Source organism: Enterococcus sp. LJL98, from assembly GCF_054871745.1.
The window spans coordinates 53,139-74,054 of record NZ_JBTXLU010000012.1; the positions used below are offsets into that span (position 1 = coordinate 53,139).

Here is a 20,916-nt window from a genome sequence, read left to right on the forward strand (position 1 = left end):
ATGAAACTTTCGAAAAAAATGATTACCGGTTTAACAACACTCGGCCTGACTTTGTTACTTGCAGCTTGTGGTACTGGAGGGACTTCAGGAAAAGACGAGTCATCGCAAGACACAAAAGCCAAAGGTGCATTAACCGTCTGGGCTTGGGATCCGAAATTTAATATCGCTGCTTTTGAAACCGCCCAAGCATTTTATCAAGAAGAACATCCTGATTTTCAATTGAATATCGTTGAAAATGCCCAAGCAGATATTGTTCAAAAACTAAATACGAGTTTGAGTTCTGGAACAACAAAAGGGCTGCCAAATATTGTTTTAATTGAAGACTATCGCGCGAAAAGTTTCCTAGACGCTTACCCCGATGCCTTTTATCCCTTAACCGATTTACTCGATGCCGATCAATTTATGTCCTATAAGGTAGATGCGACCAGTAGCAATCAGGTCCACTATGCCATCCCTTTTGATTCAGGAGTCACCGGCCTTTATTTACGCCAATCAATCATTGAAGAAGCAGGTTTGACGACGGCTGATTTTGAAAACATCACTTGGGATGAGTTTCGCGAGTTAGGAAAAATCGTGAAAGAAAAGACAGGCAAAGCAATGTTTTCAAATGACATGAACGACCTTGGCTTGCTACGGGTCATGATGCAATCAAGTGGGGCATGGTATTCTGGAGAAGATGGTGCCACCCCTACCTTTGAAGGAAACGCTTCTTTAGCAAAAGGCTTCGAAGACATCAAAGCGATGTTGGATGATGGCGTAATGGCAACTCATAACGGCTGGGACCAGTTGTTAGCAAACTTTAACAACGGAGAAGTCGCTGCAGTGGTGCAAGGAAATTGGATTACCCCTTCGGTGACAGCTGAAAGCGATCAAGCAGGCGATTGGCGAATTGTTCCAATCCCTCGACAAGACGGGGTAACAAATGCAACCAATGCCTCAAACCTCGGTGGTTCTTCTGTTTACGTGCTAAACATTGATGGAAAAGAAAAAGCAGCCAAATTTGTCTCAGAGACGTTTGGAAGTAGTACCGCTTTTTATGAAAAACTGATTACTGAGATTGGGGCTCTAGGTTCTTATGCACCTGCCAGTGAAACACCAGCCTATCAAGCAACCGTCCCATTCTTTGGCGACCAAGCAATCAATGTCCAATTTATGGACTGGGCAACGCAGATTCCCTCAGTTAATTTCGGGAAAAATACCTATGCTTTTGAAGATTTAGCGAAAGTGGCTTTGCAAGATTATTTAAATGGAAGCGATCTGACAACCGTCTTATCTCAGACACAAAAAACTGCTGAAACACAAGTGAAGTAAGCAATGAAGGAGTTTAAGGCAAAAACAACTGCCTTAAACTCTTTTAAATTAAAGGGGGAGCGTTATTTATGGAAGCATTGAAATTAAGTCAGACGAAAAGAAAGCAAACGATTGTCGGTTGGGCTTTTGTCTTGTTGTCCGTCGCATTAATTGTCGTTTTTTATTTCTATCCAATGGTACAAGCGTTTATTCTATCTTTAAAATCAGGTTCAGGAAATCACTTGTCCTTTGTTGGCTTGGCGAACTATCGACGTCTATTTTCAGATCCAACGTTTATTACTGCTACGAAAAATACCTTACTTTTTTTAATTTTTCAAGTGCCAGTAATGGTCTTGTTAGCGATGTTTTTTTCCGTCGTTTTAAACAACCAAGCCGTTAAGCTAAAAGGAGTTTTTCGGACGATTCTATTTTTACCAGCCGTCACGTCACTCGTTGCTTATTCGATTGTCTTTAAATCATTGTTTTCGAATAATGGGATAATCAATCATTTATTAGTAAACAGTCATCTTATTTCTGAACCGATTGCTTTTTTCTCAAGCCCATTTTGGTCAAAAGTAGTCATTATTTTAGCCATTACTTGGCGCTGGACGGGATATAATATGATCTTTTTCCTATCGGCTTTACAAAATATTGAACCGAGTATTTATGAAGCAGCGAGGATTGATGGGGCAAGTCCGGTGAAACAATTTTTCCATATCACCGTTCCAATGTTGAAGCCGGTTATTTTATTTTCATCGGTCACATCTACGATTGGTACCTTGCAATTATTTGACGAACCAATGAACTTGACGCAAGGTGGACCAGGGAATGCGACGACAACCATCTCGCAATACATTTATAACCTTTCCTTCAAATACACGCCTGACTTTGGTTATGCCGCTGCCGTTTCGTATGCGATTGTTTTAATGGTTATCGTGTTATCGATTGTTCAATTTAAAGTAGGAGGAAAAGAAAAATGAAAAAAATAATGATGTATGGTTTCTTAGGCTTATTTTCAATCGTCTTTGCCTTTCCTTTTTATTTTATGTTGGTCAGTGCAACGAATCACTCGGTCGATATTACAAAAGGCGCCTTACTACCCGGCAGCTATCTCATTCAAAATTTCAAAAATTTAATGAGTCAATACAATATTGGCGGCGCAATGTGGAATAGTGCGAAAATTGCCGTCTTGCAAACCGTTTTTTCTTTATTCATTGCCTCACTTGCTGGCTATGGTTTTGAAATTCACAAGAGTAAAGGGAAAGAGATTATTTTTAATCTTTTGCTCTTATCAATGATGATTCCCTTTGCAGCAATCATGATTCCTTTATTCCAAATGTTTGGTCAAATTTCACAAGTGATTCCTGCAATTGGGATTGATACGATCTCTGCGGTTATTTTGCCTTATCTGACGACTGCTTTTTTAATCTTCTTTTTTCGCCAAAACACACGGATGTTTCCAAAATCTTTACTTGAAGCTGGACGGATTGACGGCTTATCAGAAATTGGTTTATTCACGCGTATTTATGTGCCGACAATGCGTACCACCTATGCAGCGGCCGGTATTATTACCTTTATGAGCAGCTGGAATAGCTACATTTGGCCCTTAATTATTTTACAGACGCCTGAAAAACAAACCTTGCCTCTTTTAATCTCCAACCTAGGTTCAAGTTATACACCTGATTTTGGTTTAATGATGTTAGCCATTGTGCTCGCAACGATTCCAACGGCCGTGGTCTTTTTCGTGCTTCAAAAGTACTTTGTTGCTGGTATGTTGGGGTCCGTTAAGTAATCAGGCACTCGTTCATAATAACCAGTCGATGAGGGTCCCTTTTCTAAAAGAGAGGGAACCTTCTCTTTTTTTTGTGCAAAGTAGCCCTCATTGATTGACAATGAGAATCGCTTTCAGTTGAGGAAAACGCCTATCATATCCATAAAAAGGGTGCTAATGTTAAGGGAGTATGAAACAAAGGAGGGGATTTCGTTGGAAAAAATCAAAGAGAAGAGGACCTTCATTAGCACCGTTAGTTGTATCGTCTTTTTAGTGGCGGGTTTCATTCTTGAATTTGGTTTTCAGTGGCCAGGGAGTGCCTTCATTTATTTGGCTTCTGTCATCAGTGGTGGTCTGGAAATTACGTTGGCTGGCCTGCGAGAGTTCGTCAGAGAAAAACATTTCAATGTAGATTTATTAATGATTTTAGCGGCCTTAAGTGCAGGCTTGATTGGAGATTGGCGTGAGGGGGCTTTATTAATTTTTATTTTTAGCTTAAGCCATTTACTAGAAGAATACACGACCGAAAAAAGTGCCCGTGAAATCAATCGCCTCGTTGAACGCCAACCAAAAAAAGCGCGCCGCATGCAAGCGGACGGTACCTATGAAATGGTAGAGACTACAGATCTTTTGATTGGAGACCAGTTGGCCGTTTTTAAAGGGGAACATATCCCAACGGATGGCCAAATTATTCATGGGGCTTCCGAAATCGATGAGTCAGTAGTCAATGGTGAGAGTGTGCCGCGCTTGAAAGTTGTCGGTGAAGAAGTTTATGGCGGGACGCTAAATTTGGGTGACGTCTTAAAAATAGAAGTCAATAAGAGTCGTTCCGAGACGGTGTTTGCAAAAATCATTCAATTAGTTGAAACCGCACAAAATAGTCAAACCAAGACCGAGAGTTTTATCCAACGGGTCGAAAACCGTTACGTTCTTTTGATCCTCATCAGTGTGCCTCTAGCGATTTTATTCTTTCGCTTTGGCTTTTCTTGGGATTGGAGCGAAAGTTTTTATCGAGGGGTCAATTTGTTAGTTGTCGCAAGTCCGTGTGCCTTAGTGGCAAGCTCAACACCAGCTTTATTAAGTGCAATCAGTAATGGCGCGCGGCACGGCATGTTGTTTAAGGGGGGGACCTATCTTGAAGAATTAGCCGAAATCAAAAGTATCGCTTTTGATAAAACCGGGACACTCACGCAAGGGACCTTTCAGGTGACGGATGCGTATTGGGTAGAAGATCCTGCGACGCTTTTACCTTTTGTTCTTGGTTTGGAAGCCAAAAGTACCCACCCGTTAGCCAAAGGAATTGTTCGAAAGTGGCAAGCAGAGTATAGGAGTCTTGAGTTAATGACAGAAGAATTGACCGCACAAGGGATTCAAAGTAGGTACGACGGCGTGCTGTATTACGTAGGAAAAAAACGGAGTCAAGTTGTCGATCCGCCAGAATTGGCGCAGTGGAAACAAGCGGGGAAAACGGTTATTTATGTAGAAAAAGATCATCGCTTTGTTGGAGGGATTGCACTGTTAGACACCTTGAGCCCGCACGCCAAATCCGCTGTGACTTATTTTAATCAAGCGAGGATTCAAACTGTAATGTTAACGGGGGACCATCAAGAAACAGCAAAAACGGTTGCGAAAGAAGTCGGCGTCAAAAGTTATGAAGCCGCTCTTTTACCAGAAGATAAAGTGCGGCATGTCCAGCAACTGAAAGAAGCCTATGGGAAAAATGCGATGGTCGGAGATGGTGTCAATGATGCCCCTGCATTAGCGACCGCCACGATAGGAATTGCGATGGGTGAAGGAACAGACGTCGCAATGGACGTGGCCGACGTGGTCATTATGGAAAACAATTTAGCCAAGTTGGTTTACACGCATCGCCTATCGAAAAAGATGAAGAAAATTATCAAGCAAAACATTCTCTTTAGCATTTTGGTCATCTTCACCCTGATTAGTCTGAATGTCATGCAACGCTTGACGATTCCACTAGCAGTGATTGGTCATGAAGGAAGCACGATTTTAGTCATTTTAAATGGCCTTCGTTTGTTGAAAGAAGAAAAGACGAGCCTTTGATTGACGTACGCATGAAACAATGAATCGCTGATGGATGCGGGGCTGTGACAGCTGTCACAGCCCCCTTGGTGTTTTACGAACGTTTGGCCAGTAAACGGGGCTTTTTCGTAAAGTTTCTCAGAGCAAAACGACTTTTGTCACATTTCCGTTTTTCATTTTGAATAAATAAGGTGCGCGCATGTTTCCTTGCGCGAAATTTCTCTCGCTTCCTTTGAAAAATGGGGTAAAATAAAAGAAGAAAGAAAAATCAAGGAGAGAAAAAAATGCCAATAACTTATTATGTGAGCGCTTCACTGGGGAACGACCAAAATACTGGAATGACACCAGAAGTTCCCTGGAAGACGTTAGAAAAAATCAATCAGCAAGTCTTTCAACCTGGGGATCAAATTTTACTCAAAACAGATGATACATGGATGGGTGTCATAAAACCGCAAGGAAGCGGAACGAAAGAAGCGCCGATTCGTCTAGCGAGTTATGGCACGGGTGCGCGTCCGGTCATTCATGGAGGAGGGACGAAATATGGGGTCTACAGTAGTACGATTTTGTTAGAAAACCAATCGCATTGGCGCATTGAACAATTAGAATTAACGAATCATGGAACCGATGAAAGGGTGGGTCAACCTTTTTTAGCCCCTTATGTCCGAGCAGGAATTTATTTAATAGCGAATCGTCAAGGGACAAGGATTGAAAATATCAAAGTTCGTCAGTGTTATATTCACGATGTGGTTTCGCACACCGGAGGAGAAGTGCCAGGTGCTTCGGCGAAAATTTCAGGAGGCATTATCGTCTTGGCAGAGTATCGGGACATTCATGGTCAAAAGCAAATTCCCGATACTGCCAATACTGCGGGGTTTAAACAAATTGAGATTAGCCAAAATATTATTTATCGAGTCATGCATGAGGGCATTCGTACCAAGGTGGAAGGCGGCGCTTGGCCCCATTACCCACGAAATGGTGAGGACGTGACGATCAAAAATAATTATATTGAAAAAACCTTAGGAGACGGCATTGTGATGAGTGAAATTGCGACAACCGGGCTAGTTGAAGGCAACATTGTAAAAGACTGTGCCCATTGGGCGTTAAATGAAATTTATTATGCTGCTGTTTGGGCGCATTGCAGTGACAATCTTTTGTTTCAGTATAATGAAGTTTTTGATACACTCTATGGCCAAAAAGATGGGGAAGCCTTTGATGCAGACAATGAATGCCACGGGACCATTTTTCAATACAACTATAGTCATCACAACCGTGGCGGTGCACTACTTGTTATGGATAGTCAAACAGAAACGGTGTATCGTTACAATATTTCGGCCAATGACGGCTGGGGAGATGGAGAAGAAATCATTAATGACCATGCGACGAAAACACAGACACTCGATGCTTCGGTACCTAAAATTTATCACAATACTTTTTATATCGACCAAAATGCCAATCAGCCACTCTATGGCAGTTTGACCGGCCAAGGTTTTGCTTATTTTAAAAACAATTGGCTACTGGTCCAAACCAAAGACCAACAACTTCGCTTAGGAAAAACGGCCTTGGCGTGGGATTCGCACTTTCAAGGAAACCTCTTTCCAACGAAGACTTTCTTTCAGGAACAAGCTTGGACGCGTTTTTCGGATCAAAACCAGGCACAATTTGTCTCCCTGCCGGACTTAAAAGAGACACTGGCTGCCCATCGCACCTATTCACTTGAAAGTCAAGGATTGCAACAAATTGAAGCAGATTTGGCTCAACCGATTGCGCGTTTACGTCAAAGAGTGCAAATGTTTCAACCACCAGTCGATTTCCCAGTGGGGAAATCGCTAGCAGAACTGGAGGGCGCGCAGGATTTTCTAGGCTTTGAATGCCTATGCCCGCCGGTAGTTGGTGCGCTTTCGTCGATTGGAAAGAAAAAAAGACAGAAATAACCTTTGACAAATGAATGTGTGTTCATATATAATAGAGGTGACAAATGAACGAATGCTCATATATTCGTATGGGAGGTTTTTATTATGAAAACAATGACAGAACACACACATACCTGTCAAGGCGATCATTCACATCCAGAGGGTCACCAAGGGCATCACGAACACAAACACGGCGCAGCATCGAGTTGTGGCCACCACCACGACCATGGGAAATTACCAGTCGTTCTCTATTTTATTGGATTGGCTTTGTATGTCATCGCCTTGCTCGCACCCCTACCGGTTATTTTGGCGAATCTCTTCATGTTAGGTGCCATGTTGACTGCCGGTTATCATGTCATTTTAGAAGGAATTGGGGAAACCATCAAAGACAGTTTTCGTTTAAAAAAATTGTGGCCGAATGTTCACGTTTTAATGACTTTGGCGGCAATTGGCGCAGCGATTATTGGTGACTTTGACGAAGGCGCCTTATTAATTTTGATTTTTTCGGGGGCTCACTTTCTAGAGGACTATGCGGAAGGGCGTAGCCAACGAGAAATTACCTCTTTATTAAAAATGAATCCGACCGAAGCGCGTTTGCTTCAAGCAGATGGTGAAGTGCGGCTGGTTGATGTCGCGAGTTTGAAAATTGGCGATCAATTAAAAGTATTACCGGGAGACCAAGTACCCACCGATGGCTTGATCCTTTCTGGTAGCAGTACGATTAATGAGGCGTCCATTAATGGCGAAAGCATGCCGCAAGAAAAATCAAGCGGTGCCGAAGTTTATGGCAGTACCATCAATGGGCATGGCACCTTTACCATGGAAGTAACGAAAGACTCGGCCGACACGGTTTTTGCGAAAATTTTAACCTTAGTCAATCAATCACAGACGAGCCTGTCACCAACAGCCACGAAAATTAAACGGATTGAACCGCTTTATGTGAATACGGTGTTAGCCATCGTACCCTTATTTATTTTGGCTGGAGTCTTACTCTTTGACTGGGGTTGGTATACGAGTTTTTATCGCGGCATGGTCTTAATGATCTCTGCTTCTCCGTGTGCTTTGGCTGCCAGTGCGATTCCTGCAACGCTTTCTGGCATTTCAAATTTAGCCAAACGCGGCGTTTTGTTTAAGGGTGGGGCTTATTTAGCCAATTTAGCTGAAGTAAAAGTGGCCGCCTTTGATAAAACCGGCACGCTGACGGAAGGGAATCCTTCAGTGACGGATGTTTATTTTATTGATGAAGCCAAAGCCTCTCATTGGACGGAAATGATTGTCGCTATGGAAAAAAGTGCCAACCACCCATTAGCCAAAGCAATTCTCACTCATTTTTCTGAAGTGACGCCTCCAGAAATAGAGGTAGAAAATGTGATTGGCAAAGGGTTAGTAGCAACTCATGCAGGCAATCAATATCAAATCGGAAAAAAAGATTTCTTTCAAACAGTGCCGTTTGAGCTACTCGAACAAGCCGAAGCGTTAACACAGACAGGGAAAAATGTCGTTTTCTTTAGTGAAAATAATGTCGTGGTCGGCTTCCTTGCGATGATGGATTTACCGCAAGCAGCTGCTGCGCAAGTGATCGAGTATCTGAAGTCACAAGCGATCCATACGGTCATGGTGACGGGGGATGCCGAATCGACGGGTCAAGCTGTGGGCAAACTTCTTGGGATTGATGAAGTGAAGGGGAATGTCTTACCAGAAAACAAATCCTTGATTGTCGAATCACTACAAAAAACTTATGGTACAACCGTTATGATGGGAGATGGTGTGAACGATGCGCCAGCGCTTGTGAAAGCAGATATTGGATTTGCGATGGGGGACGGAACCGATGTTGCCATCGATGTCGCGGACGCAGTGATTATGAAAAATGATTTAACCCGCTTTAAGTATGCCCATCAAATCGCTAAGAAATTGGAGAGAATTGTGTGGCAAAACATGATTTTCTCGATGTTTGTCGTCATTGCTTTAGTGATTTTAAACTTTTTAGGGAAAATTGATATTGGGATTGGAGTCTTGGTTCATGAAGGCAGCACGCTGGTCGTGATTTTAAATGGCTTGCGACTCTTAGCTCCAATCAAAAAATAAAAAAAAGCTCCTTCTTTCTGAAAAAATAATGAAAGAAGGGGCTTTTTTCTGTTTAGTCGAACAAACAAAATGAAAAATGGTTTCAAAATTCGTCTTTAAGGCTAAACATGTTTTAAAATCGTTGAAAAATTTTATAAATAACCAAAAATTCATACAAATCTCATTTTCCTCGTTATAATACAGTAGAAGTTGACGAATCAAAGATCTCGGCTAAAGCCGCATGCAAAAGCCACTCGAATTGATTGAGGGCGGTGCCGAAAAAAAGATTGGGTGCCTGTTCTTGTAAAGTACGAGGAGAATACGTTTCCGTACTAATCGTAAGCGTCGCTAATTCACCAATTTTAGAATGGCGTTCACCAACAAAAGCGATGGTGGCCAGTTGATGTTTTTTTGCAACTTCTGCTAATTCGACCAAACGCTGTGTATTCCCAGAATTCGAAATAATGAGCAGCAAAATTTCTTCCTCAACATTTTCACGTAAAAACTCAAGATGGCTGTTGGCAGTTGCACGAAACCCATAAAGATTTAAGGCTTCATTCATATAGTTGGCAATGTTTTGTGAAAAACCAGAAGCTAAAACCATCATTCGCTTCTCACGGTACGTTTGTAAAAGTTTGGCAAATTGATGCTTTTCCTCCTCAGTCACTAAATCTACAGGTCCGGAGGCAGGCGCCGTCATCGGCGATTGTAAGTAAAAAACCAGTTCGCTATAACCTGAAAAACCAATTTTTTTCGACATATTGACGATACTGGCAGTCGAGACAAAGGCATGCTTGGCGACTTCACGAATTCCCATTTTTTTCAACCCTTCTTTTTCTTCATCCATAAAACGAAGGGCACGAGCTTCGGAATCATTTAATTGATATTTTTCAATTAAATTTTCAATATTCATCTTAGTATCACCCCAATAAAAATCTAGATAGGAGCATTATACCATGGAAAAGAAAAAAATCATTCAAGACCCTTGGGCAAGAACGACCACAAGAAACGGTTTAGCTGGCGATGAGGTCATCTCAGCCTTACAAAAATCGATTCGTCGTGGCTATGAAAAAGAGGCGTGTGAGTTTGCTTACGAAATGTATATCACATCCCCGCAATATGAGGAAAAATTATGGCGTCGTTTGCTTGCCATTTCAGTTGAAGACATTGGCATGGGCGATCCCCAAGCAGCAATCATGGTGAACAACTTTAACCAAATGCGTAAAGAATTTCAGTACAACGAATCGGATCGTTTAATGTTTATTATTCATGCGATTCGTTACCTATGTGCTTGCGAAAAAGACCGTTCGTCAGACTTATTAAAAAATATTATGATCAAGAGTTTTGCAATGGGCTATGTGCCGGAAATTCCTGATTATGCACTTGATAAACATACGACACGTGGCATGGAAATGGGACGCGATTCACACCACTTCTTACATGAAGCAAGTAAAGTCATTCCTCAAATGGCAGTCGACAATGATTACAAAGAGCGTTACGATGAAATTTTGAAACACTATGATCCAAAAAATCCAGTAGAAGATGCTTTCCAGTTTAATACTTGGCAAGTGTAACATAGGGGGAAAATAGAATGAAAAAGTCAGCCGGGTTCGTCGATCAACTCAATCGTCTTTTAAGTCCAATGGCAGCAAAATTAGGGAATCAGCGTCACCTACAGGCCATCTCAACGGGAATGATGTTTGGTTTGCCGTTTATCGTAATCGGTTCGTTTTTCTTAATCTTTGCGAACCCATCGATTAATATGGAGCAATACAATCCTGAAACTGCGGGGATCTTCTTGCGCTTTTTAGCCAGTTGGAAAGAGTTTGCTGTAGCCAATTATGACGTCATCACCGCGCCTTATAATTTAACCATGGGGTTGGTTGGATTAATTAGTGCCTTTGGAATTGCCTATTCTTTAGCGAAAGATTACGGACTCAATGCGTCCATGAATGGGATGATGGCCTTAGTTACTTTTGCCATGGTTTGTACGCCAGTAACAGAAGGAAGCATCAATTTAAACTACTTAGGAACGAACGGTCTCTTCGTGGCAATTATTATTGGGTTGCTTTCAGTCGAGATTGCCCGTGTCTTTGAAACCAAGAAAATTCAATTCTCTTTACCAGATACGGTCCCACCAATGGTGACGACTTTCATGAATACCTTGTTACCACTTTTAGCCAATATCGTGATTTTTTATGGAATGAACTTAATTTTCTTAGCAACAACTAAGCAGATTTTCCCAGAAGCCGTGATGCAAGTCTTAACGCCGGCGACCGATTTAGCTGGAAGCTTAGGTGGCTTCTTATTAATTGTTACTCTAGGAAACATTATGTGGCTCTTTGGGATTAACGGTTCTTCGATTATTTTCCCACTCGTCTTTACTTTAGGAATCGCGCAAACAGGTTACAATGCCGATCAATTAGCAAATGGCGAAGCGATGACGCACTTAATGAACTTACAAATGTTCCGTATTTCAGTGATGGGCGGTGCCGGGGCTACAATGGGCTTAGTCATTTTAATGATGCGTAGCAAGGTCAGTGAGTTCCGTACGATTGGAAAAATTTCATTGATTCCAGGTTTGTGCTCGATTAACGAGCCCGTGATCTTTGGCTTACCGATTGTATTTAATCCGATCTTAGCTTTTCCTTTCTTAGTGGCACCGATTGTCAATTTACTTTTGACTTACTTTGCTCAAAAGATTGGTCTGATTGGATTGGGATTCATTATTGATCCATCCTTTACACCATTTGTTGCCCAAGCCTACTTATCGAGTATGGATTGGCGAAATGTCGTCTTCACACTCTTCTTAGTCTTTACGAGTGCGATCATTTATTACCCATTCTTTAAAATTATGGAAAAAAATCGCTTAGAAGAAGAAAAATAAACGCAACAAAAAAACCAAGGCCGAGGCTTTGGTTTTTTTGTTGTCATTTTTAATCGAGGTGAAATTGATCGGTTAGTGTTTTTAAACCGGCTGAAATTTCATTGAGTTCGCCGACGTGTCCAATGAATTCTTCCATTGTTGCCAGTACCTCTTCTGCATTGGCAGAGACTTCTTGGGTACCAGCAGCATTTTCTTCGGTGGAAGCTGAAATGGACTCTAAATTGGTTAGGACGCTTTCTTGAATCGTGGCAATCTCACTGGTGGAAGCTTGAATGTTGCTGACACCATCAATTAAAGCCTGACTGCGCTTAAAGACTTCAAGAGAGGATTTGATGGCATTCCCAATTAAGACTGCTTGGTTTTCGCCGCCAGTTAAAGATTCCGCAGTCTGTTCTAACATCTGATTGGATTGTTGCTGAATCCGTGAGATGATCGTTTCGATTTCCGTCGTCGATTGTTTACTTTGTTCTGCTAATTGACGGATTTCGGTTGCGACAACGGAGAAGCCTCGGCCAAATTCACCAGCGCGAGCAGCCTCAATCGAAGCATTCAAGGCCAGTAAATTGGTTTGATAGGAGATGTCATTAATGACTTGGATAATCTTGGTAATATCTTGAATATTGTTATTCATGACATTCATATCGGTAACCAAGGTATTTAAATGGGCGAGCTCTTCTTGCCAGTTGAGACTGACTTGATCCATGATATCCATGTTTTCTTGGTTAATGGCCATCGCTTCTTGCGAGTCGACGTTCATCGTCGAAACATTGTCTAAAAGTCCATGAATGACTCGTGACAAGTCTTGGACGCTCACGACGCTGCCTTGTGTTTCTTGTGCTTGATTGCTCGTGATTTCTGCAATCCCGACGATGGTTTCGGTCACTTCTTCTGTGGCAGTATTGGTTTGCTTCGCCAGTTCAGAAAGCGAATCTGACATGGCAGCAACGTGCTCACTTTCTCCTTGCACACGTTGAATCAGTTGACCGACCGCATCAATCATCTGATTATAATGGAAAACTAAACGATGAATTTCATTGCCCTTCGCGTCAGGATAAACGGCACGTTTGGCCCAGCTAACAAAAGAAAAACGTTTTTCCTTGGTTTGGGTTAAGCGGAAAATATGCTTAAGATGGCCCGTGCTAATTTGTTCAAAGCGCTTGGTGAAAATTAAGATGGTTTCTTTAAACAAGGTGACGACGAGTGCGGTCACGACGATGACAATCAGCATCATGACAAGGAGAATCAAGGCTGCTGAGAATAAAAGGGCTCGGATTTCTGTTTGATACTCTTGCTTTCCAACGTTAATCATTACCCAATCTTTACTACCATTTGTTCCTTTATTAAAATAAGCGCCACGGTAGTCGCTCGGACTTTGGTCTTTAATAAAGCCACTAGGTGTTTGGGCAGCGACGATTTCACTAAAAAGAGGGAAGCCACTCAAGTCTTCACCAATGGCACTACGATTGGAAGCACTGATAACAATCCCAGTACTCGATACTAAAAAGACTTCACCGGTCCGACCAACGGCAAGATTTTTCACAACATTATCTACATTGGTATAAGCAACATCAACGGCTAAAACAAGCCAATTGCCATTAAAATCTTGAAAGGCTTTTGCAACTGTTACGAGGTAATCATCGATTACATTGAAGTAGTAAGGATCTGTCTGATAAGTTTTTCCTTTTTCTGCGAGGCCTTTCATGAACCAATCCAATGAAGTGGGTTCATAGTCATCTGCGACTGGTTCAAGCGTGGCATAGTCCCCTTCGGTTGTAGCCAGTACTAATTGTTGGATGTTATGATCGCCAATTGCCGATGTTTTTAAATCCCTTTCGATCGCTTCCTTATCAAAAGGTTGTTTAAAGGAAGCTAGCTGAATCATTTCATCGACTCGAATATCCACGGCATTAAACAATTCTTCTTGTACTTGTAAAATCGTCTTTGCCCCAACATCTTGTGCAATTTCATTTCGCTCCTCGATTAAATCCAGTGAGATACGAATAGAGGAAAAGAGCATCGCCAAGATTGGCAAAAGCGCCGTAAGGATCAAAGTAAGAGCAATTAAAGGCAAGATACTTTTTTCCTTCGTTCCTCGTTGAAGTTTCAAATGTAAAAATTTCATTTCCTCATCCTTTCACAAGCTGTTTGATTCTTTTAAACAGACTACTCTTTTAAATCGGTAAAAAAACGGAATCACTTAAGTCAAAGGACAAAAGATTCACAAAGAAAGACGGAATGCTTCCTTTCGATAAACCGTAAGGAAAGCAAGCGGCGCGAATAAAGAGTCTGCGACTTTTGCCACAGACTCTTTATTCGGTTAATTTGTGATTTGGAATTGATTGGTTAATTTTTGCAGACCTTCAGCAATCGTACGTAGTTCAGCGACATGTCCAATGAATTCTTCCATCGTCGCCAAAACTTCTTCCGCGTTGGCCGAAACCTCTTGCGTCCCGGCAGCATTTTCTTCGGTGGAAGCCGAAATCGTTTCTAAGTTTTCTAATGCCACTTGTTGGATGGTGACAATCCGATTCGTTGCTTGTTGAATTGCCTCAACGCCTGAAATCAACAATTGACTGCGCTTGAAAACTTCCAAAGAAGAGGAGATGGCTTGTTCGATTAACTGCGACTGTTTCTTTCCACCTTCAAGTGATTGGGAAGTTTGCTGGACCATTTGATTCGATTGTGCTTGAATCTGGGCGATAATCGTTTCAATTTCTTCAGTGGAACGTTTGCTTTTTTCAGCCAGTTGTCGAATTTCGGTGGCAACAACGGAGAAGCCGCGACCAAATTCGCCCGCCCGTGCTGCTTCAATGGAGGCGTTTAGCGCTAAGAGATTTGTCTGATAGGAAATATCGTTAATCACATGAATAATTTGGTTAATGTCTTGAATATTGGTATTCATGCCACTCATTCCAGTCATTAAAGTTGCCATCTGACTAAGTTCACTTTCCCAGTTGTGGTTCACCGCGTCCATGACTTCCATGCTTTGCTGATTCATATTCAAGGATTCTTGTGATTGTTCACTCATCGTTGTGACGTTACTTAAGAGTTCGTTGACTACCGTTGAAAGTTCTTGGACTTTCTCAACGCTGCCTTGCGTTTCTTGCGCTTGAGAACTCGTCACGCCTGCGATTTCTGAAATGGTTTCAGCCACTTCTTCGGTTGCTCGATTGGTCTGTTTCGATAAATCAAGTAAGGATTCGGACATCGTCGCCACGTGATCGCTTTCGCCAATCACTTGCTGGATGAGCGAACGGACCGCCACAATCATTTGATTATAATGAAAAGCCAACTGTTGGATTTCGTTGCCAGCTTCATCTGGGCGTGCAAATTGTCTTGCCGCCGTTTGAAACCCTAAGAATTTGGGCCAAGTGACTTGCTTTTTTTTGTCTGATTTTGCTTTGGTTTTCTTCGTTTTTTTTGTTTTTCTTTCTTTTAAACTTTTTGGATTTAAAATCAGTTCCAAGTTTCCTTGACTAATTTTTTGAAATTGTTCGCTAAACAAACGAATCATTTCTCGGACAAAATAAACAACAAACCAGACGAGTAAGGCGATAACAAGTAACATGACGAGCAAAACAATCCCCGAACGAATCATCAAAGAACGAGTTTCAGCTGCGTATTCGTCAGGAGCAATGTCAATGAGTGCCCAAGTTGTACTATCGGTGGAGCCTTTATCAAAATAAAAATCGTTTTCCGCTGTCCCCGTCATTTCAATAAAACCTTTGAGTTGATTGGAATCCTGAATTGCCTGTAATTGGGGACGATCGGTTAAATCGGTTCCAATTAAGGAAGGGTCCGAAGCACTAATGATAATCCCAGTTTGGCTAATTAAAAAAATCTGACCCGTCCGGCCTACAGTTAGTTTTTTCACGACTTGATCGACACTTTGATAAGAAATATCAATCGCGAAAACACCCCATTCACCATAATTGTTTTGGAAAGCACGAGCAGCCGTACTAATATAGCCATTGTCATCTGCGGCAAGATAAGGATCGGTCCGAATGGAACGGCCCTTGCTTGTCATGGCCATTTGAAACCAAGGCGTTGCTGTTGGATCAAAGTCGATTGCCGATTCTTTGACTGAGGTAAAAGTACCATCTGCAGTGGTAAAGGTCATTTGTAAAATCGTTGTATCTCCGAGACTCAGTAAGTTTAAAGTTTTGTTTATTTCATCTAGGTCAAACTTATCTGTAAATAGTGGGAGATGAACCATTTGATCGATTTTATTATTTACATTTGTGAAAATCGCTTCCTTTACTTCCAAAACCGTATCCGCACTACTTTCTTGACTAACGTGATTTCTCTCTGTTAGCAGTGTGGTTGAAGTGGATAAAGAGCTGTAAAACATGGTAAATACTGGAATTAAAGCAGTTGCAAGTAAAACAAGAGCGATAATGGGTGCAATACTTCGTGTTCTTTTTTTCATACAAACGAATCCTTCCTAAAGATCAATACTGAGTCTGAACAACTGTGAGAATATAAACGAACAGACGTTACTTTTATTTATCGGTGAAAAAAAGAAGAAGTTAAGCGTTTTTATTGGATAAAAAAGAAGGGTGCCAAAAGGGAGGTTTTTGCAAACCGTCTTTTGGCACCTCTTTTTTTGAAGCGCAGGAAAAATATTACCTAGGCATCTTCTAAATGGAATTGGGCAGTCAAGGTTTGTAAATCAACCGATATTTGACTCAATTGATTCATATGGCCAATAAATTCTTCCATTGCCGCCAAAACTTCTTCTGAATTGGCGGAAGCCTCTTGGGTACCGGCTGCATTTTCTTCGGTCGAAGCCGCAATGGTTTCCAAGTTTTCGAACACGTTCTTTTGAATGATCCCAATTTGATCCGTCGATGTTTGAATCTGATTAATGGCATGGACCAGGTCGGTATTTTGCTTATAGACTTCATCTGAAGCCGCAATCGCTTGGGCGATCAAGGTTGCCTGTACTTCGCCACCTGCTAGTGTTTGGGACGTTTCGGCTACCATATCGGCCGATTGGCTTTGAATTTGTCGAATAATGGTTTCGATTTCTTCGGCCGATTGTTTACTTTGTTCAGCTAGTACCCGAATTTCGGAAGCGACAACGGCAAAGCCACGTCCAAATTCGCCTGCACGAGCCGCTTCGATGGAGGCATTTAAAGCCAAAAGGTTGGTTTGATAGGAGACATTGTGAATCACATGAACCATTTGATTAATGGCTTGAATACTGTGATCCATCCCACCCATATTGGTCACCAATCCTGTGAGGTGTTGCAATTCTTTTTGCCAGTTTTCATTGACATGGGTCATGATTTCACGACTTTGTTCGTTGATGCCTAAGGACTCTTGCGAATGGGCATTCATGGTGGTCACATTCGTCATCAATTCATTGACAATCGTTGACAACTGTTGCACTTTGACCACACTCTGCTCGGTTTCAATGGCTTGTGAACTGGTCGCTTCGGCAATTCCTGTAATCATTCCCGCGGCATCCTCAGTGGCGGAATTGGTTTGTTTTGAGAGATCAAGCAGGGAGTCAGCCATTGTCGCAACAGTCTGGCTTTCGTTTTGTACGCGTTGAATCAGTTGACTGACGGCTTGAATCATTTGGTTATATTGGTAGACGAGGCGATGCACTTCTGTTCCTTCGTTATCAGGGTAGACCCAAGCTTGCGCCCAAGCTTGAAAAGAGAAGCGCTTCTTTTTTTCTCGTTTTGTTCGTTTAATTGTACTTAGACGTCCTTGGCTGACGTCATCAAATTGTTTCATCAAGACGAGAATGACTTCCTTTATCAAAAAGACGACCGTCAGAATAATCAAGGTGACTACAAGAAACATGATTGCTAAAATCACAAGAGAAGAAAAAATTAACGAACGGCTCTCAGGCGTATACTCTCCATTTTTTAAACTAATAAAAATCCAAGTCGAACCATTTTCGGGTCCTTTATCGAAGTAAATGTCATCGACGTCGGGAAAATCGCTCGCAGCCAGAAAACCGGAACGGTCGGTCTGTTCTTTAATCGTTTTAAAATCTTCAAACGTTGCGAGCGTTTCTCCAATGAAATCAGGATTGTCAGCACTAATCACTCGGCCGTCATCTGAAACCAGCCAAAGATTTCCTGTTCTTCCAACCGTCAAACTATTGACCAAATTATCCACGTTTTGGTAAGAAGTATTGACTGCTAGGGCGGCCCATTTCCCGGCTTTATTTTTAAACGAGCGTGAGCCAGTGGCATAGTAACTTTTTCCATCGTTACTTAAAACCGCACTCGATCGCAAATAAGTATCTTTTTGTGCAAAAACCTTTGTTGACCAATTGCTAATAGCCGCAGCGTCGGTCTCGTGGGCACCAAAAGCGGAAGTCATTTCCCCATCTTCGGTTAAATAAATAATATCAAAGACGTTAATGTCACCAGTAGCTGCCGCTTCAAGGGCCGTTTGGATTTCCTTTAAATCCATTTTTTCTTGAAAAACCGACAAGGCTAGCAGCCCATCGATCTTATTTTCTGCACTAATAAAAATATCTTCTTTCATTTGCATTAAGGCATTTGAGGCGCTAATCTGCGTCGCTTGATTTCGTTCAACGAGGAGCCTTTTGGAAACTTGAATCGAATTTAATAGCATCGAGAAAATCGGAATCAAAACCATCAAAGCAAGTACGGCAGCAATGTAGGGGGAAAGGCTTTTCTCCTTCTTTTTTTCTTTCTTTTTTTGCTCTTTTCTTGTGAAGTGTGTTTTTGAAAACAAAATATCATCCTTTCATGTCGCCGTTTTTGAGCAACAAAAGATAGTATCGGATAAAGAGAATGAAAGTTAATGAAAAAAGAAGGGAAAATATGAAAATCCTTCGAAACAAAATGAAACCGTCTCGAAGGATTTTTCCCTTTATTTAATTTTAAATTGCGTAGTTAAGTCTTGTAACCCTTCAGCAATTGTTCGTAATTCCGCAACATGTCCAATGAATTCTTCCATCGTTGCTAAAACTTCTTCGGCATTGGCAGAAACTTCTTGTGTGCCCGCCGCGTTTTCCTCGGTTGAAGCGGAAATCGTCTCTAAGTTTTCTAATACGAGGTCTTGAATTGTGACAATCTGGGTCGTTGCTTCTTGAATAGCTGCAAAACCTTGGATTAACGCATTGCTATGTTCGAAAACTTCATCCGAAGAAGCAATTGCCCGATCAATCAAGCCAGATTGCTTCTGACCGCCTTCAAGCGATTGTGCCGTTTGTTGAACCATCTGAGTCGATTGTGCCTGAATTTGACTGACTATCGCTTCAATTTCTTCGGTTGATTGTTTGCTTTGTTCTGCCAATTGACGAATTTCTGTGGCGACCACTGAGAAACCACGGCCGAACTCTCCTGCGCGTGCCGCTTCAATCGAAGCATTCAAAGCGAGTAAATTTGTTTGATAAGAAATATCATTAATGACCTGAATAATTTTATTAATGTCTTGGATGCTAGCATTCATCCCCGTCATGTTTTGCATCATTGCTGCCATGTGGGTGAGTTCGGTTTGCCAGTTTTGATTGACTTCTCCCATGATGGTCCTACTTTCTTCGTTAATTTTTAGAGAAGCTTGTGACTGCTCGTTCATCGAAGAGACATTAACGAGCAGTTCGTTAACGACGGTTGAAAGTTGTTGGACTTTTGTGACGCTATTTTGTGTTTCATGGGCTTGCGAACCGGTGACTTCTGCAATTCCCGTAATTGTTTCGGCGACTTCTTCTGTCGCTAGGTTGGTTTGCTTGGAGAGGTCTAAGAGAGAATCTGACATGGTAGACACGTGCTCGCTTTCCCCTTGGACTTGGACGATCAAAGAACCAATGGCTTGAATCATTTGGTTATACTGTGCGACCAGTCGATGGATTTCATTGCCATCTTTTTCCTCACGTACAAAGCCATGCGCCCAATGTTTGATTGAAAATCGGCGTTTTTCGGTCGTCGGATGAATCTGTTCGAGTTGTCCATGGCTGATTTTTTCAAATTTCATTCCTAGAACATTGACGATTTCTCGAATGACCGTAATCATACTCACAACAATTAGGAGGACGAAAAGAATCATCCCTCCGAGAACTGCGGCTGAAGATAAAAGCAAGGAACGAATTTCTTCTTGATATTCATCCGCTCCGACCTCGACAATTGTCCAAGCAGTACTACCGGCAACGCCTTTATCAAAGTAAAAACCTTCCGTTTCGCCATCGTTGACTGCGATAAACCCGGTTTGCTCATCGGCCTCAACAATCGCCTGAAAACTTGGATGTTCAGCAAAGTTCGTCCCGGTGAGTTCCGAATTGGCAGCACTAATAATCGTCCCAGTATCCGCAATTAATAAGGCACTCCCTGTTCGACCAACTGCTAAATGAGCAAGCACTCGATCGACATTTTGGTAAGAAACGTCTACCGAAAGCACGCCCCATTCACCAACTTTATTTTGGAAAGCGTAAGAAACCGTATTAACAAACGATTCTGTCGTGACATCAATATAAGGTTCTGTTCGGACAATCTCTCCTTGATTTTCCATGGCCAATTGAAACCAAGGTCGGGTAGTGGGATCGTATTCGCCAGCAATCGGTGTATCCGTTGCGTAGCGGCCGTCTGTCGTTCCAAAGGTAAGTGCCAGTGCCGTCGAATCACCCAGACCAGCGATTTGAAGGACTTCTTCAATTTTCTTTGGTTCAAAATCACGTTGGAAGACAGGGTGGGTGACGAGTTCAGTTAATCGCTGTTCAGCGGCATCAAAAACAGCTTCTTTGACTTCGTTGACGGTTTCAGCGGCACTGTGCTGAATGACTTTGTTTCGTTCAAATAAGAGATTACTAGTAATAGAAAGCGAACTAACTAACATCGAAAAAATAGGAACAAGGGCAGTAAGCATTAAAATCAAGGCGACAAAGGGAGCAATACTTTTTGTTTTGCGTTTCATAAAAAATCATCCTTCATATTGTTTTATTCTTCTGACAATTTGGAACTACC

General features: G+C 41.9%; 13 protein-coding genes. 8 read left to right on the forward strand and 5 right to left on the reverse strand.

The annotated features are described in order from the left end of the window. The 6 genes from ACYSNO_RS10115 (at nt 1) to ACYSNO_RS10140 (ending at nt 9,099) form a co-directional block, all read left to right on the forward strand. A complete protein-coding gene (locus tag ACYSNO_RS10115) occupies nt 1-1,311 on the forward strand; it encodes an ABC transporter substrate-binding protein (RefSeq protein WP_461730965.1) in 1,311 nt (436 codons plus the stop codon). Between the two features lie 68 nt (nt 1,312-1,379). Then, complete coding sequence (locus tag ACYSNO_RS10120) at nt 1,380-2,270, forward strand: carbohydrate ABC transporter permease (RefSeq protein ID WP_461730966.1); 891 nt, start codon at nt 1,380-1,382, stop codon at nt 2,268-2,270. Next, the gene (locus tag ACYSNO_RS10125; RefSeq protein ID WP_461730967.1) at nt 2,267-3,082 is read left to right on the forward strand and encodes a carbohydrate ABC transporter permease; all 816 of its coding nucleotides are present in this window, start codon (nt 2,267-2,269) and stop codon (nt 3,080-3,082) included. Before ACYSNO_RS10120 ends, ACYSNO_RS10125 begins: the two co-directional genes overlap by 4 nt. Nucleotides 3,083-3,274: 192 nt before the next feature. Beyond that, nucleotides 3,275-5,125: a heavy metal translocating P-type ATPase gene (locus ACYSNO_RS10130; protein ID WP_461730968.1), complete on the forward strand. Its 1,851-nt coding sequence runs from the start codon at nt 3,275-3,277 to the stop codon at nt 5,123-5,125. Nucleotides 5,126-5,388: 263 nt separating this feature from the next. Continuing rightward, on the forward strand, nt 5,389-7,035 hold the full coding sequence (locus tag ACYSNO_RS10135) for a right-handed parallel beta-helix repeat-containing protein (protein WP_461730969.1): 1,647 nt from the start codon (nt 5,389-5,391) through the stop codon (nt 7,033-7,035). A gap of 84 nt (nt 7,036-7,119) precedes the next feature. Beyond that, complete coding sequence (locus tag ACYSNO_RS10140) at nt 7,120-9,099, forward strand: heavy metal translocating P-type ATPase (protein WP_461730970.1); 1,980 nt, start codon at nt 7,120-7,122, stop codon at nt 9,097-9,099. Nucleotides 9,100-9,271: 172 nt separating this feature from the next. Here the strand turns inward: ACYSNO_RS10140 and ACYSNO_RS10145 are convergent, their stop codons facing one another. Next, on the reverse strand, nt 9,272-9,991 hold the full coding sequence (locus ACYSNO_RS10145; protein ID WP_461730971.1) for a MurR/RpiR family transcriptional regulator: 720 nt from the start codon (nt 9,989-9,991) through the stop codon (nt 9,272-9,274). A 43-nt stretch (nt 9,992-10,034) separates the two neighbouring features. On the opposite strand from ACYSNO_RS10145, the gene ACYSNO_RS10150 reads away from it, so the two are divergent. Both ACYSNO_RS10150 and ACYSNO_RS10155 read left to right on the forward strand, forming a co-directional pair. After that, on the forward strand, nt 10,035-10,652 hold the full coding sequence (locus tag ACYSNO_RS10150) for an AAA family ATPase (RefSeq protein ID WP_461730972.1): 618 nt from the start codon (nt 10,035-10,037) through the stop codon (nt 10,650-10,652). A 17-nt stretch (nt 10,653-10,669) separates the two neighbouring features. Continuing rightward, on the forward strand, nt 10,670-11,965 hold the full coding sequence (locus ACYSNO_RS10155; RefSeq protein ID WP_461730973.1) for a PTS sugar transporter subunit IIC: 1,296 nt from the start codon (nt 10,670-10,672) through the stop codon (nt 11,963-11,965). 49 nt (nt 11,966-12,014) lie between these two features. On the opposite strand, the gene ACYSNO_RS10160 is transcribed toward ACYSNO_RS10155, so the two are convergent. The 4 genes from ACYSNO_RS10160 to ACYSNO_RS10175 form a co-directional block, all read right to left on the reverse strand. Continuing rightward, nucleotides 12,015-14,087: a methyl-accepting chemotaxis protein gene (locus tag ACYSNO_RS10160; RefSeq protein ID WP_461730974.1), complete on the reverse strand. Its 2,073-nt coding sequence runs from the start codon at nt 14,085-14,087 to the stop codon at nt 12,015-12,017. 195 nt (nt 14,088-14,282) lie between these two features. Next, the gene (locus tag ACYSNO_RS10165) at nt 14,283-16,394 is read right to left on the reverse strand and encodes a methyl-accepting chemotaxis protein (RefSeq protein WP_461730975.1); all 2,112 of its coding nucleotides are present in this window, start codon (nt 16,392-16,394) and stop codon (nt 14,283-14,285) included. Between the two features lie 200 nt (nt 16,395-16,594). Next, on the reverse strand, nt 16,595-18,691 hold the full coding sequence (locus ACYSNO_RS10170) for a methyl-accepting chemotaxis protein (protein ID WP_461730976.1): 2,097 nt from the start codon (nt 18,689-18,691) through the stop codon (nt 16,595-16,597). Nucleotides 18,692-18,829: 138 nt separating this feature from the next. Further along, nucleotides 18,830-20,866: a methyl-accepting chemotaxis protein gene (locus ACYSNO_RS10175; protein WP_461730977.1), complete on the reverse strand. Its 2,037-nt coding sequence runs from the start codon at nt 20,864-20,866 to the stop codon at nt 18,830-18,832. Nucleotides 20,867-20,916: the final 50 nt, after the last annotated feature.

Excerpts from the sequence above, each read along its gene's own strand:
- ACYSNO_RS10115 (WP_461730965.1), top strand. The coding sequence starts at position 1 with ATGAAACTTTCGAAAAAAATGATTACCGGTTTAACAACACTCGGCCTG.
- ACYSNO_RS10120 (WP_461730966.1), top strand. The coding sequence starts at position 1,380 with ATGGAAGCATTGAAATTAAGTCAGACGAAAAGAAAGCAAACGATTGTC.
- ACYSNO_RS10125 (WP_461730967.1), top strand. The coding sequence starts at position 2,267 with ATGAAAAAAATAATGATGTATGGTTTCTTAGGCTTATTTTCAATCGTC.
- ACYSNO_RS10135 (WP_461730969.1), top strand. The coding sequence starts at position 5,389 with ATGCCAATAACTTATTATGTGAGCGCTTCACTGGGGAACGACCAAAAT.
- ACYSNO_RS10140 (WP_461730970.1), top strand. The coding sequence starts at position 7,120 with ATGAAAACAATGACAGAACACACACATACCTGTCAAGGCGATCATTCA.
- ACYSNO_RS10145 (WP_461730971.1), bottom strand. The coding sequence starts at position 9,991 with ATGAATATTGAAAATTTAATTGAAAAATATCAATTAAATGATTCCGAA.
- ACYSNO_RS10150 (WP_461730972.1), top strand. The coding sequence starts at position 10,035 with ATGGAAAAGAAAAAAATCATTCAAGACCCTTGGGCAAGAACGACCACA.
- ACYSNO_RS10155 (WP_461730973.1), top strand. The coding sequence starts at position 10,670 with ATGAAAAAGTCAGCCGGGTTCGTCGATCAACTCAATCGTCTTTTAAGT.
- ACYSNO_RS10160 (WP_461730974.1), bottom strand. The coding sequence starts at position 14,087 with ATGAAATTTTTACATTTGAAACTTCAACGAGGAACGAAGGAAAAAAGT.
- ACYSNO_RS10165 (WP_461730975.1), bottom strand. The coding sequence starts at position 16,394 with ATGAAAAAAAGAACACGAAGTATTGCACCCATTATCGCTCTTGTTTTA.
- ACYSNO_RS10175 (WP_461730977.1), bottom strand. The coding sequence starts at position 20,866 with ATGAAACGCAAAACAAAAAGTATTGCTCCCTTTGTCGCCTTGATTTTA.